The following is a 13067-nucleotide window of genomic DNA, read 5'->3' as shown; positions in this document are numbered from 1 at the left end:
CCGAACTAGCTTCTCCGTCGATTGTGCCCGCGCGGCGGTGCGCGGTGCCGCTGCCGTACACCGACTGCGAAGAAGAAATCTAGCCCGCGCCGGGACTAGGACGGCGAGGGTCAGCCGGCCCGCAGCGGGTCCGGCGACGGGGCGGAGCTGGGCCCGTCCGGGTACGGGCCGACGACGGTCCGGACGTTGGGGGTGAGCGGGGGCATCTCACCAGCCGAAGCGGCGGCCGAGATGACGCCGACCGCGGCCGTGAACGTCATGACGACGAGGAACCACAGTCCCCCCCACGCGACCGTACGAGCGTGCTGCAGCGGCGACTCCATCGCTCCCCCTCCGGCGCACGTGTCGTAGTGGTAATCGCACACCGGAGCCGTTCCATTACCGTCCAGCAGATGGGTGAGCGGGTGCCGGTGCGGGCCGACGACGTGCGGGACGCGGTGGCGGCGGCGGTTGGAGCGCTCAGCGGCGGTCGGGACCGCGACTGGTCCGTGCCGGCGGGCGGGCTCGACTGGACCTGCTGGGAGACCGTCGAGCACGTCGCCGACGACCTGTTCGCCTACGCCGCGCAACTCGCCGCCCGCGACACCACCGCCTACCTCCCGTTCCTCGCGACGCCCCGGTACCCGGACGGGGAGCCGAACACGATCCAGGCCCAGCCCGACGCCGGGCCTGACGGCCTGCTCGCGGTGCTCTCCGCGTGCGGCGCCCTCCTCGTCGCGGCGGTCACGGCCGCGCCGCCGGACGCCCGGGGCTACCACACGTACGGCCTCGCCGACGCCGAGGCGTCCGCGGCGATGGGGGTGCTGGAGACCCTGGTGCACGTCGACGACGTGGCCCGTGGGCTGGGGCTCGAGTGGCGGCCGGACGATGACCTGTGCGCCCGCGTGCTCGCCCGGCTGATGGCCGACGTCGAGGTCGGCGAGCAGGCGCCGTGGGAGGTGCTGCGCTGGGCGACCGGCCGCACCGAGCTGCCCGGCAGGCCCCGGCGCACCGACTGGCGCTGGCACAACGAGCGGCCCGAACACTCAAGCTGCGTGACCGACTACGGGCTGCGCCTCCTTTAAACCGGGCGGAGGTCCGTGACCGGCAGGCCGTGCTCGGCGCGCAGGCGCTCGGCCACGAGCGAGCGGTGGCACGCCTCCGGATCGCGCTCGACGCAGAGCAGGGCGATCACCGAGTCGCCCGGGCGCTCCGCCACGAGCGCGCCGTGCGGGGCGGCGTACGCGCCGTTCGTACATACGCCGCTGCGCGGCGGTGGGCTCGGTCACGCCGGCCCACCGCCGCCCCGCTACGGCACGAGTGCCGGCTCGTCTACGGCCCACAGCCACGATCCGTCCGGCTGGCGACGGGCGATCTCGACGGTCACCTCACCGGTGGTCAGCGTGGACGCTGTCAGTGCCAGGTCGCCGCTCACCAGCGCTGGATGCTGCCTGCCCGGCGAGAGCACCGGCGCGGCCGCGACGAACTGCTCGTACACCTTGCGGATCTCCGCGTGTCCGGTCGCGAGGTTGCCCCGCGGGAACGCCAGCACGGCGTTCGGCTCGTACAACGCCACCAGCCCGTCGACGTCGCCGGCGTTGGCGCGCTCGATGAAGTATCTGCCCAGGTCATTGGGCTCGGTAGCCACCATCTTCGTCATGCCGAGCACCGTGCCGCAGGGGTCGGACAAGAACGGTTGACCGCCATGGCCGGCTGGTGGACCCAGGCCAGGGCGTCGAGGTAGGGCGGTCGGGGGCCGGTACCTTTTGCCGGGATCATGCTGGAGAGCCTCCCAGCCAATCACGACATCTTGTGTCGTGTATTCCTGGCATAATTTTTCGTATGCGGGCCGACCGGTTGGTCTCGCTGGTGCTGCTGCTGCGCCAGCGCGGTCGGCTGTCTGCGGCCACGCTGGCCCACGAGCTGGAGGTGTCCACCCGCACCGTGCTGCGCGACATCGAGGCGCTGTCCGCGGCTGGCGTCCCGGTCTACGCCGAACGCGGCCGGCACGGCGGTTTCGCGTTGTTGCCCGGTTTCCAGACCGAGCTCACCGGACTGAACCACGATGAGGCGCTTGCCTTGCTGGTCGCCGGATCACGGCGCGGCGCGCAGGCATTCGGCCTCGGCTCGGCGCTCGCTTCGGCCATGCGCAAGGTGGTTGACGCCCTACCCGAAAGCTATCGGGCCACCGCGGCCGGCGCGGCCCAGCGATTGCTCATCGACCCGGAGACCGACCTCCTCTCGCGCCGGCTGGTCGCTGAGGTGGTGCCCGACACCATAGTGACCGAGATCCGGCGCGCGGTGTTCGCTGGGCACAAGCTGCGCATCCACTACGCGGCTGTGGACCAGACCCCGAAGTGGCGCACGGTGGACCCGATCGGCCTGGTCACCGTACGCGACCAGGGCTACTTGCTGGCCACGAAGTCTGGCGCAGACCGCACCTACCGGCTGTCCCGGGTCTTGGCCGCCGAGGAACTCGCCGAACCCGCACAGCGACCAGACCGGGTCGATCTGGACCGGGCCTGGCAGGAACGCAGCACGCAGTTTCGGACCAGGGGCGACCAGGTCACCGTGCTGGTACGGATGAACGCGGCACGGCGGGAGGAGCTGGTGCGCACCGCGCTGGCCGTCCGCGCCGAGGAACCCGACGCGGACGGCTGGCTGCGACTGGAGGTGACCTTCAGCGATCCGAGACACGCCGAATGGGCACTGTGGCAGCTCGCCACGAGCGCGGAAGCCCTGGCCCCGCAATGGTTACGCACCGCCCTGCGCGACCGCGCCGCCGCGATCGCCACCTGCTACGGAGTGTCATCCTGAGACTTGAAGGGCGATTCACCTGCCAGGCGAGGGCGGCATCCGCAAACCACCGAAGGAGCGGGGATCGGCGACCGCCGGTCGGTACGATGAACCGCGCTTCGGACAATCGCCGAGCCGCGAGAGGCATTCGAGATGACGAGAGCCGACGATCTCGTGGTGCGCTGCAGGCCCGAACAGGCCGAGCTCGACGACCTGCACGCGCTGCTCGGCGGTGAGCTGCGCGCGCTGGTCCTCGCCCCCTACCTCACCTGGGAGATCTGCGCCTCCGTCGCGGCGGGGTTCGGCCATCCATCCACCTCTGCCTACGACGGCGCGGAGCGATACGGGTCAGCGCTGTACGAGTCAGCGCCATATGGGTCAGCGCCATATGGGTCAGCGCCATATGGGTCAGCGCCGTATGGGTCAGCAGCACCGCTGTACGGCCCGACGCTCGCCGAGCACCGGGTGAACGGGCAGCTGTCCGACCGGTACTGGGAGCGGGCGGCCGACGCGATGCTCGTCGACGACGCGGTCCCAGAGGTCCGGGACCTGCGCGACTGCTGCCGGGCCCGGCTCGCGGGCGTCTTCGCCACGAGCGTCGCGCCGGCCACCACGGTCGACGGCCGGGAGCTGTACTGGGGTGTCCTCCGGGAGACCCACACCGGCACGCCGGTCCACCGGAACGACGTCGCCGAGGAGTTCCCGGCAGGGATCCTCGGCGGTCCCGTCCTCGGCCAGCTCGCGTTCGACCTCGTCCTCAGCGACGTCCCGCACGGCGGCGAGACCCGCATCTGGGCGAGTGGCGCCGACGCCCCGCCCCCCGACGGTGCGGGCTCCGTCGACGTCAGCCCCGCGAAACACGCCGCGCTGATCTTCGACCCGCGTGGCTACCACCGCGTGCTGCCGTGCGCCGGGGGCGTCGGCCGCCTCTCGCTGTCCTTCTTCATCGGCGTCACCCAGGACGAGCGCCTGGTCATCTGGTCGTGACGCCTTGGGTCAGGCCGGGGTCAGCACACCGTCGATCCGCCTCGGCAGGCCCAGCGGGTTCCCGTCCTGCAGCGCCTCGGGCAGCAGGGCCTGGGGCGTGTCCTGGTAGCAGACCGGGCGCAGGAAACGCCGCACCGCCGTGGCGCCCACGGACGTGTGCACCGACGCCGTCGTGGCCGGGTGCGGGCCGCCGTGGTGCATCGCCCACGCCACGGCCACGCCGGTAGGCCAGCCGTTGTAGACGAGCCTGCCCGTGCGCTCGCGCAGCACGTCGAGCAGCGGGGGCAGGGTGGCGGCGTCGCCGTCCTCGGCGTGGATGGTGGCGGTCAGGTTGCCGCCGAACGCCTCCGCGGCCGCGAGCACCTCGTCCTGACCCGCATACTCCACGATGATCGACGTGGGGCCGAAGCACTCCTGCAGCAGCGCGTCCGGGTCGGCGAGCAGCTCCTTCGCTGTTGTGGCGAGCAGCGTGGGCGCCACCCCGGCGTCGCTGTCGGCGCCGTGCACGAGGGTGCGCACCGGGCCGAGGCCCTCAAGCCGGTCGCGCTCGTGCGCGTGGCCTTCGCGGATGCGGTCGTTGAGCATCCCCGCCGGGGCGGTGCCGCGCACGGCGGCGGCGATCCGCTCCTCCAGCCCGTGGCCCTCCGGGAGGAACAACAGGCCGGGCTTCGTGCAGAACTGCCCGGTACCGAGCGTGAACGAGCCGACGTAGCCGTCGGCGATTCCGTCACCGCGGGCGGCGACGGCGGCCGGCGTGACGAACACCGGGTTGAGGCTGCCCAGCTCCCCGTAGAACGGGATCGGCTCCGCGCGGGTGGTGGCGATGTCCAGCAGCGCCCGCCCGCCCTTCACCGAGCCGGTGAACGCCGCCGCCTTGACCCGCGGGTCGGTGAGTGCCGTCGTGCCCACGTCCATGCCGTGGATCACCGCGAACGTGCCCTCGGGTGCGCCCGCGGCGCGCAGCGCCTCCACGAGCACCTCGCCGGTGCGCTGGGAGAGCTTCGGGTGCCCCGGGTGCGCCTTGATCACCACGGGCGAGCCCGCGGCCAGCGCGGATGCAGTATCGCCGCCGGGCACGGAGAACGCGAACGGGAAGTTGCTCGCGGCGAAGACCAGCACCGGGCCCAGCGGCACGAGCATCCGGCGCAGGTCGGGGCGCGGCACGGGCTTCGCGCCCGCGTCGGCACTGTCGAGGATGACCTCGAGGAAGGAGCCCTCCTCCAGCACCTCGGCGAACAGCCGCAGCTGGCCGCTGGAGCGGGCGACCTCGCCCCGCAGGCGGCCCTCCGGGAGCGACGACTCCTCGATCGCGAGCGGGACCAGCTCGTCCGCGGCGGCGTCGAGCGCGTCGGCGGCCGCGCGCAGCAGGCCTGCGCGCTCCGCCGGACGCAGGGTGCCGAGCGGCCCGGCGGCGCGGGTGGCCGCGGCCAGAACGGACTCGAGCTCCTCAGGAGTGGTGCCGGGAACGGTGCTCATTGCTGCGCCTTCCTCCTGGTGCCGGGACGCTCCAGCGCGTCGACCAGCCAGGTCATCGGTTCGCGGCCCCGTACGACGGGGTTGGTCAGGGTGCCCACCTGCTCGATCTCGATCTCGACCACGTCGCCCTCGGCGAGCGAGAAGCTCATCTCGGGGACGATGCCGGTGCCCGTTGAGAGCACGGCGCCGTCCGGGAAGTCGGTGGGCTCGAACAGCGTGGCGACGAGCTCCTCGAGCGTGCGATGCAGTCGGGCGGTGCTCGTCTCGCCGTCGTAGGCGACCTCGCCGTCGCGCACCACGCGCATGGTGATCGCCAGGTCGCTCGTGTCGACCTCCCACGCCGGCCGGATGCCGGTGGCCACCGAGCAGGCGCCGGAGTAGATCTTGGCCTGCGGGAGGTAGAGCGGGTTTTCGCCCTCGATGGAGCGGGAGCTCATGTCGTTGCAGACGGTGTAGCCCACGATCTCGCCCGCGCTGTTGGCGACGACCGCCAGCTCCGGCTCCGGCACGTCGAGCTTGGAGTCGGCGCGCAGGGCCACCGGCTCGCCGTCGGTGACCAGCCGCCACGCGACGGACTTGAGGAAGATCTCCGGGCGCTCGGCGTCGTAGACCTTCTCGTAGATGGTGGCCGCGCTGCTCTCCTCGACGCGCCCGGTGCGGGAACGCTCGTAGGTGACGCCCGCCGCCCACACCTCCGTGCGGCCGTCGACGGGCGGGAGGAACGTCACCTCAGCGGCGTCGACCTCGGAGCCCGCCGGACCGAGCTTCTCTCGCAGGGTGGCAACCGGCTCCCGGAGCAGCGCACCGACACTGTCGAAGCCGACCGGTGTGACGCGCCCGTCCTGGCGCACCCCGACCCGGGGCTCCGCCGCCCCCGGCTCGACGTAGCGGACGATCTCCATGCACGACTCCTGTCTGCTGCGCTGTCTCCAAGGTCCCGATCGAAGAGGATCCTATAGGATCTACCGCGTCGCCGGAGGGGTCGGAGGTCACACATGGGCGCGCCGCTCCGTCGTCCGGTCCTTGTCGACGACGTCCACGAGGCGATCAAGGCGCTGATCATGGATCACCGGATCGCGCCGGGTGCCCGCGTCTCGATCGACGGGCTGGCCCGCGACCTGGGCGTCTCACCCACCCCCGTCCGGGAGGCGCTGGCCCGGCTGGAGTCGGCGCAGCTCGTCGTCAAGGAGCCGTTGCGCGGCTACCGCACCACCCCGCTGCTGACCCTCGACCAGCTCGACGACCTGTACCAGTTCCGGCTGCTCATCGAGCCGTGGGCGGCGGCGCGAGCCGCCGGGCGAGCGGGCGAGGACGGGCGGGCGCGGCTGGCCGCCGAGCTCGCCGCCGCCGACGCACCCGATGACGACACGTACGCGGCATACCGGGCCTTCACCGCGCACGACGCCCGCTTCCACCTGCTGGTCGCCGAGCTCGCCGGCAGCGACCAGGTGCGGCAGGCGTTCCAGCGCACCCACTGGCACCTGCACATCTACCGCCTCCACTACGACCGCGGGATCGGCCCGAAGGCGCTCGCCGAGCACCGGAAGATCAGCGACGCCGTGCTCGCCTGCGACGCGGCCGCCGCGGAGGCGGCGATGCGCGAGCACCTCGAGCGGTCCTACTACGGCCGCCTGCGCCCCACGTACGCCGAAGGAGACCGATGACCGTTCTCGCGCCCGTTCTCGACGAACTCGCTGCGGGCCTGCCCGCGGACGCGGTGCTCACCGACCCGGCGAGCACCGAGGCCTACCGCCACGACGAAGCGAACTTCTGCCCGTCCGGCACGCCCCTCGCCGTGGTGCGGCCGACCGCGACCGAGCAGGTGCAGCACGTGCTGCGGGTGGCGTCGGCCCACCGGGTGCCGGTGGTGCCCCAGGGTTCCCGGACGGGCCTGTCGGGCGCGGCCAACGCCGTCGACGGCGGGATCGTGCTCTCGCTCAGCAGGATGGACCAGATCGTCGAGATCAACCCCGTCGACCAGGTCGCGGTCGTCGAGCCCGGCGTGCTGAACGCCGTGCTGTCCCGGGCGGTGCTGGAACAGGGCCTCTACTACCCGCCGGACCCGTCGTCGTGGGAGCTCTCGACGATCGGCGGCAACCTCGCCACCAACGCCGGCGGGCTGTGCTGCGTGAAGTACGGGGTGACCACCGACTTCGTCCGTGCCCTCGAGGTCGTCATGGCGAGCGGGGAGATCCTGCGCACCGGCCGGCGCACCGCGAAGGGCGTGGCCGGCTACGACCTCACCCGCCTGATCGTCGGCTCCGAGGGCACCCTCGGCGTGATCACGCAGGCCACCCTCGGGCTGAAGCCCGCGCCCGAGGCGGCACTGACGATGGCCGCCGCCTTCACCACGGCCGCCGACGCGCTCACCGCCGTCACGAAGATCATGGCCGCCGGGTTGCAGCCGTCGATGTGCGAGTTCCTCGACGGCGTGACCGTGCGGGCGATCCAGGACTACCGCGACATGGGCCTGCCCACCGGCGTCGGGGCGCTGCTGCTCACGCAGTCCGACCGCGGCCCGCGCGCCGCCGCCGATGTCGAGGCGATGGGCGTGATCTGCGGCGAGCTCGGCGCCCTCGACGTGGCCGTGGCCTCCGACGCCACCGAGTCGGCGATGCTGATGGAGGCCCGCCGGATCGTCCACTTCGCGGTGGAGAAGCTCGGCTCCACGCTCATCGACGACGTCGCCGTGCCCCGCTCGCGGCTCGTGGACCTGCTCGACGGGATCACCGTGATCGCCCAGGAGCACGGCGTGACCGTCTGCTGCCCCGGCCACGTCGGCGACGGCAACATGCACCCCACGGTGATCTTCGACCGCGGCGACCCGGCCGCGGTGGAGCGGGCGCAGAAGGCGTTCGACGCGATCATGCGGCTCGGGCTCGCGCTCGGCGGCACGATCACGGGCGAGCACGGCGTGGGGGTGCTCAAGCGCGACTGGCTCGCGACGGAGCTTGGCGAGCTGAGCACGCGCCTGCACCGCGACATCAAGAAGGCCTTCGACCCGCTGGGCATCCTGAACCCCGGAAAGGTCCTCGCGGCCGGGTGAGTCACGCCGCGAGGACGTCCGTGGGGACCACGTGCCGGCGCCGGGCGAGGTACGGGCCGGGAGGTGGACCTGCTCTGATCCCGGATGCTGCGCCTGCGCGATCCGCGGTCAGCGCAGGTGCGCCACCATCGCCGCCGTCACGTCGGCCGTCTTCGCCGTGCCGCCCAGGTCGGCCGTCCTCGTCTCCGGCTTCGCCAGGGTCGCCTCCATCGCCGCGACGACGTCGGCGGCCGCGGCCGCATGGCCCAGGTGCTCCAGCATCAGTGCAGCCGACCACACCGCTCCGACCGGGTTCGCCACGCCCTGCCCGGCGATGTCCGGAGCCGAGCCGTGCACCGGCTCGAACATCGACGGGTGCTGCTTGGTCGGGTCGAGGTTCGCCGAGGGCGCGATCCCGATCGAGCCCGCGACGGCGGCGGCGAGGTCGGAGAGGATGTCGCCGAACAGGTTGGAGCCCACCACCACGTCGAACCGCTCCGGCTGCAGTACGAACTTCGCCGCGAGGGCGTCGATGTGCTCGCTGTCGAACCGCACGTCCGGGTGCTGGGCGGCGCGCTCGGCGACCACCTCGTCCCAGAACGGGAGCGTGTGGACGATCCCGTTGGACTTGGTCGCCGAGGTGACGTACCCGCGGCGGGATGCGGCCAGGTCGAACGCGAAGTCGGCGATCCGGCTCACCCCGACACGAGTGAAGATCGACTCCTGGATCGCGGCCTCGTCCGGGAACCCACGGTTCACCCGGCCGCCGACCTCGCTGTACTCGCCCTCGACGTTCTCCCGCACCACCACGAAGTCGACGTGCTCAGCCCCCCGTAGCGGGCTCTGCACGCCGTCGAACACGCGGATCGGGCGCAGGTTGACGTACTGGCGGAACGTGCGGCGGATCGGGATGAGCAGGCCCCACAGCGATACGTGGTCGGGCACGCCAGGCCAGCCGACGGCGCCGAGGAAGATCGCGTCGAAGCCGCGCAGCCTCTCCAGGCCGTCGGGCGGCATCATCGCGCCCTGCTCCTCGTAGCGCCGGCACGACCAGTCGAACTCGGTGTACTCGAGCGTCACGCCGTGTTTGGCGCACCCGGCGTCCAGCACCTCACGAGCGGCGGAGACGACCTCGGTACCGATCCCGTCGCCGGGGATCACGGCGATCTTCTGAGAGGTCACGCGACCCCCAGGCCGAGCAGCGACACCATCAATGGAAGGAACACGATGATGAGTATCGCGCCGAGCACGTCGAACGCCGCGCCGGAGCGAATCATCGTGGTGATGGGCACAGCACCCGACCCGTAGACCACCGCGTTCTGAGGCGTCGAGACCGGCAGCATGAAGCCGAACGAGGCCGCGAACGTCGCGGCGAGCGCCGGCACGAACGGGTTGACGCCCGCGGCCACCGCCACCGGGATGATGATCGGCACCACCACGGCGGCCGAGGCCGTGTTGCTGGTGGTCTCGGAGACGATGATCGCGAGCAGCACCGCGAAGACCGTGATCGTGACGACGTTGTTCAGCCCCGCTCCCTGCGCCACGGCGACGCCGATCGTCTCGGCGAGGCCGGTGTCGGCGAGCAGGGAACCGAAGATGATGCCGGTGCCGAAGAGCACGATCGTGCCCCAGTCGATCTCGGCGGCGTCGCGCCAGCGCAGCGTGAACTCCCGCTGCTGCCAGTCGGTGGGCAGCAGGTAGAGCAGCGACGCGCCGAGGATGGCGACCATGCCCTCGTCGAGCCGGTCGCTGAGAGCCGTGTACACGGGCGACTCGTTGCCCGCGAACAACGCGACGATGCCGGGCAGGATCCACAGCGTCACAGTGACGCCGAAGGCGATGAGGGTGTTCTTCTCCGCGCGCGACAGCGGTCCCATCTCGCGGCGCTGCTCAGCGACGTAGTCCGCGACGCCGTCGATGCGCTTGATCTCGGGCTTGTTGAGCAGGAGCAGCACGACGGCGAGCGCCACGAACATCAGCAGGCACACCGGCACGGCGATCGCCACCCACTGCGCGAAGCTGATCCGAACGCCGGTGGCTTCCTCGATCAGCCCACGGCCGATCAGGTTGGGCGGGCTGCCGACCGGAGTGAGCAGGCCGCCGACGCTCGCGCCGTACGCGAGCATCAGCATGATCGCGGCGCCGACCCGCAGCCGCAGCGGGTCGAAGTCGACCGGGACGACCCCGCGTTCCTGCATCAGCTTCGCGATCACCGCGAGGATGCCGAGCGCCGTCGGCAGCAGCATCGCTACGGTGGCGGTGTTGGAGACGAACGCCGAGAGCACGCAGGTGATGCCGCCGAACGCGATGATCACGCCCGTTGTCGAGCGCCCGGCCCGCGGCAGCGCGAGGATCCGGAACGCGAACCGCCGCGCGACGCCGTGCTTGAGCATCGCCTGGGCCAGGATGAACGCCCCGATGAACGTGAAGATCGTGGAGTTGCCGAAGTTGGCGAGCACGTCGTCGGCCGGGGCGACCTGCATGATCACCACCAGCGCCACGCCGAGCAACCCCGCGATCGGGATCGGCACCGCCTCGGTGACCCACAGGACGATCACGCCGAGCAGGATCCCGGCGAGCACCTGCTGCTGCGGCGTGATGGCGAGCGGCAACGCCAGGAACACGAGTGTGACGACCGGCGCGAGCACCAGCCCGACAGTCCGGCGGCCCCTTTCGAACCGCTCCTCGGCGGGCGAGAGCCGCTGCTCCCCCAGGCTCCGATAGGTGGCGTGCCCCAGCAGGGCCTTGTCGACGTCCGTGCGAGCGCCTTTGCTCCCCGCGGTCATGGTCCCCCTCCACTCCGAGAGATCGACATGGAGAGAGTGACACCGCTCACCCGGACGTGCCACCCCAGAACGCCAGGAAAGCCAGGAAAGCCACATTCATCGCATCAGGGCCCCCCGCCCACGGCTAGGCAGGTGCCGATCCCGGTCCACACGGTCACCCGCCGGGGTCCTGACGCCACCGGCGCAGCCCGGGCGAGGAGGCGGCCAGCGCGGCCACCACGGCGACACACGCGAGCCCGCCGCTGACGGCCGCGAACGAGGCCGAGGTGAGCCCCGCGACCAGTCCCGCCCGCGCGTTGCCGATGCCCGGACCGCCCATCCCGACGACGTTCTCGACCGAGCTGACCCTCCCGAGGTAGGCGTCGGGGGTGGCGAGCTGTACCAGCGCGCCACGGGAGATCACCGAGACCGTGTCGGCCGCCCCGGCGACGGCGAGGAAGGCGAGCGTCGGGTACAGCGAGTCGACGAGCCCGAACCCGGCGAGCGCCGCTCCCCAGACGCCCGCCGCGCCGAGCATGACCAGGCCGGGCCGGCTCGCCCGCGTCACCGCACCCGAGGTCAGTCCGGCCGCGATCCCGCCCACCGCGATGGCCGACAGGAACAGCCCGAGGGTCTGCGGGTCACCGCCGAACCGCTCCTCGTTCAGCACGGGGAAGAGCGCGATCGGCATGGCGAGCACGGTGGCGGCGAGGTCGGACGCCATCGCCCCACGGAGCGCCGGGCGGCGCAGGACGAACCGCCACCCGTCCCACGTGGCCCGCAGGCCGGGCCGGGTAGCGCCGTCCGGGCGCATGCTCGGGAGCCGAGCCACGCCGTACATGGAGACGGCGACAGCCACCGCGTCGATCGCGAAGGCCGCCGTCAGGCCCCAGCCGGCGAGCACCAGACCGGCGACCGCCGGGCCCGCCAGCATCGCGAACTGGAAGCTCACGTGGTTCAGGGCGACCCCCGCAGGCACGAGTTCGCGGGGCAACAGGCGCGGGACGAACGTGCGCCGGGCGGCCGAGCCGAGCGAGCCGCATGCCGTCTGCGCCGTCACGAGCACCAGGACGAGCGCCAGCGAGCCCGCCCCCACCGCGGCCTGGACGGCGAGCAGGACGGCCGCGGTGGTCAGCCCGAGGCCGGACAGCAGCACGAGCCTGCGCCGGTCCACCGCGTCGGCCAGCGTGCCGCCGATCAGCCCGAACACGATCGTGGGCACGGCCGTCGCGACGCCGACCACGCCGACCCACACGGCGCTGTGGGTCAGCTCCCACACCTGGTAGAGCACCGCGACCATGGCGACCTGCGCGCCGAAGACCGCCGTGGTCGTTCCGATCCAGAGGCGGCGGAACGCGGGCTGCGAGCGCAGCGGCCGGGTGTCGATCACGCCGTCGAGCGCACTCACGGTCCTTCGTCCAGCGCAGCCGTGATCCTGTCGAGGAACGGCCTGCGCCGCAGGGCCGCCGCCATGTCCTCCACCACCTGTGTCAGGGCGTAGGGCAGCTCGGTCTCCAGCTCGGCGAAGGCGCGTTCGGTCGCCCGCCACTCCGCTTCCAGGAACGGGACGAGCGCCCGGCCCTTCTCGGTCAACCTCACGTCGCGGGTCCGGGCGTCGCGGCCGGGGGCGGTCTCGACAAGCCCTTCGCTCCGCATGGCCGTGACGGTCTGGCTCATCGCCGAGTGCGAGACGTCGATCTGCTCCGCCAGCTCCTTGACGGTCATCGGGCCGCGGTGGTGCAGGCGGATGAGCGCCATGCTGAACCGCGGCCGGACGCCGGTGACGCCGCGGGCCGCGTAGAGGCGCCCGATGTCGGCGTCCATCTCGCCCAGGAGCTCGCGCAAGGGGCGGATTGCGCTGTGCAGCGTCGGATCGCCGCCTCCCGGAGATGTCACAGCACTAATATAACAGCCCTAATAGACAGCCTGGGAAGCTCGCTGGTCCACCCTGGGCATGTCGGCGGCGTCCTCGTCGCCGATGCACCCGAGGTGCCACCGGGCCACCGCCCTGCCAAGCCGACGCGCGACGTCCGCCCTGA

The 13067-nt window shown here is 72.1% G+C and carries 14 protein-coding genes; 5 read left to right on the top strand and 9 right to left on the bottom strand.

Annotated features, from left to right (window positions below):
- Positions 1-110: 110 nt before the first annotated feature.
- Positions 111-323: a hypothetical protein gene (locus ABD143_RS37055; protein WP_343988150.1), complete on the bottom strand. Its 213-nt coding sequence runs from the start codon at positions 321-323 to the stop codon at positions 111-113.
- 69 nt (positions 324-392) lie between these two features.
- Here ABD143_RS37055 and ABD143_RS37050 point away from each other — a divergent pair, with 69 nt between their 5' ends.
- Complete coding sequence (locus tag ABD143_RS37050; protein ID WP_343988147.1) at positions 393-1064, top strand: maleylpyruvate isomerase N-terminal domain-containing protein; 672 nt, start codon at positions 393-395, stop codon at positions 1062-1064.
- On the opposite strand, the gene ABD143_RS37045 is transcribed toward ABD143_RS37050, so the two are convergent.
- Together ABD143_RS37045 and ABD143_RS37040 are read right to left on the bottom strand one after the other, a co-directional pair.
- Positions 1061-1198 (bottom strand): DUF488 family protein, encoded by a 138-nt coding sequence (locus tag ABD143_RS37045; protein WP_343988144.1) that lies wholly within the window; start codon positions 1196-1198, stop codon positions 1061-1063. The genes ABD143_RS37050 and ABD143_RS37045 overlap by 4 nt on opposite strands.
- Before the next feature lie 90 nt (positions 1199-1288).
- The gene (locus ABD143_RS37040; protein ID WP_343988582.1) at positions 1289-1627 is read right to left on the bottom strand and encodes a YybH family protein; all 339 of its coding nucleotides are present in this window, start codon (positions 1625-1627) and stop codon (positions 1289-1291) included.
- 194 nt (positions 1628-1821) lie between these two features.
- On the opposite strand from ABD143_RS37040, the gene ABD143_RS37035 reads away from it, so the two are divergent.
- Together ABD143_RS37035 and ABD143_RS37030 are read left to right on the top strand one after the other, a co-directional pair.
- Entirely contained in the window at positions 1822-2796 is a 975-nt protein-coding gene (locus tag ABD143_RS37035) for a helix-turn-helix transcriptional regulator (protein ID WP_343988580.1), read from the top strand.
- 132 nt (positions 2797-2928) lie between these two features.
- On the top strand, positions 2929-3762 hold the full coding sequence (locus tag ABD143_RS37030; protein ID WP_343988141.1) for a hypothetical protein: 834 nt from the start codon (positions 2929-2931) through the stop codon (positions 3760-3762).
- Positions 3763-3771: 9 nt separating this feature from the next.
- Here ABD143_RS37030 and ABD143_RS37025 read toward each other — a convergent pair whose 3' ends face one another.
- Together ABD143_RS37025 and ABD143_RS37020 are read right to left on the bottom strand one after the other, a co-directional pair.
- Positions 3772-5238: an aldehyde dehydrogenase (NADP(+)) gene (locus tag ABD143_RS37025; protein ID WP_343988138.1), complete on the bottom strand. Its 1467-nt coding sequence runs from the start codon at positions 5236-5238 to the stop codon at positions 3772-3774.
- The gene (locus ABD143_RS37020; protein WP_343988135.1) at positions 5235-6140 is read right to left on the bottom strand and encodes a fumarylacetoacetate hydrolase family protein; all 906 of its coding nucleotides are present in this window, start codon (positions 6138-6140) and stop codon (positions 5235-5237) included. The genes ABD143_RS37025 and ABD143_RS37020 overlap by 4 nt, the downstream gene beginning before the upstream one ends.
- A gap of 93 nt (positions 6141-6233) precedes the next feature.
- Between ABD143_RS37020 and ABD143_RS37015 the strand changes: the two genes are divergently transcribed.
- Positions 6234-6902, top strand: coding sequence for a GntR family transcriptional regulator (locus ABD143_RS37015; RefSeq protein ID WP_343988133.1), 669 nt, complete (start codon positions 6234-6236; stop codon positions 6900-6902).
- On the top strand, positions 6899-8284 hold the full coding sequence (locus tag ABD143_RS37010; RefSeq protein WP_343988130.1) for an FAD-binding oxidoreductase: 1386 nt from the start codon (positions 6899-6901) through the stop codon (positions 8282-8284). The genes ABD143_RS37015 and ABD143_RS37010 overlap by 4 nt, the downstream gene beginning before the upstream one ends.
- A gap of 108 nt (positions 8285-8392) precedes the next feature.
- Here the strand turns inward: ABD143_RS37010 and ABD143_RS37005 are convergent, their stop codons facing one another.
- The 4 genes from ABD143_RS37005 to ABD143_RS36990 all read right to left on the bottom strand — a co-directional run bounded on the left by ABD143_RS37005 (position 8393) and on the right by ABD143_RS36990 (position 12924).
- Positions 8393-9445 (bottom strand): tartrate dehydrogenase, encoded by a 1053-nt coding sequence (locus ABD143_RS37005; RefSeq protein WP_343988127.1) that lies wholly within the window; start codon positions 9443-9445, stop codon positions 8393-8395.
- Complete coding sequence (locus tag ABD143_RS37000; protein ID WP_343988124.1) at positions 9442-11049, bottom strand: SLC13 family permease; 1608 nt, start codon at positions 11047-11049, stop codon at positions 9442-9444. The genes ABD143_RS37005 and ABD143_RS37000 overlap by 4 nt, the downstream gene beginning before the upstream one ends.
- A gap of 154 nt (positions 11050-11203) precedes the next feature.
- On the bottom strand, positions 11204-12436 hold the full coding sequence (locus tag ABD143_RS36995; RefSeq protein ID WP_343988121.1) for an MFS transporter: 1233 nt from the start codon (positions 12434-12436) through the stop codon (positions 11204-11206).
- The gene (locus tag ABD143_RS36990; RefSeq protein ID WP_465269692.1) at positions 12433-12924 is read right to left on the bottom strand and encodes a MarR family winged helix-turn-helix transcriptional regulator; all 492 of its coding nucleotides are present in this window, start codon (positions 12922-12924) and stop codon (positions 12433-12435) included. The genes ABD143_RS36995 and ABD143_RS36990 overlap by 4 nt, the downstream gene beginning before the upstream one ends.
- Between the last annotated feature and the right edge of the window lie 143 nt (positions 12925-13067).

It is taken from the genome of Pseudonocardia aurantiaca, assembly GCF_039526725.1.
GTDB classification, from domain to species: Bacteria; Actinomycetota; Actinomycetes; order Mycobacteriales; family Pseudonocardiaceae; genus Pseudonocardia; species Pseudonocardia aurantiaca.
Note: the sequence above shows the minus strand (reverse complement) of the source record. Positions and strands in the feature narration are given on the sequence as shown.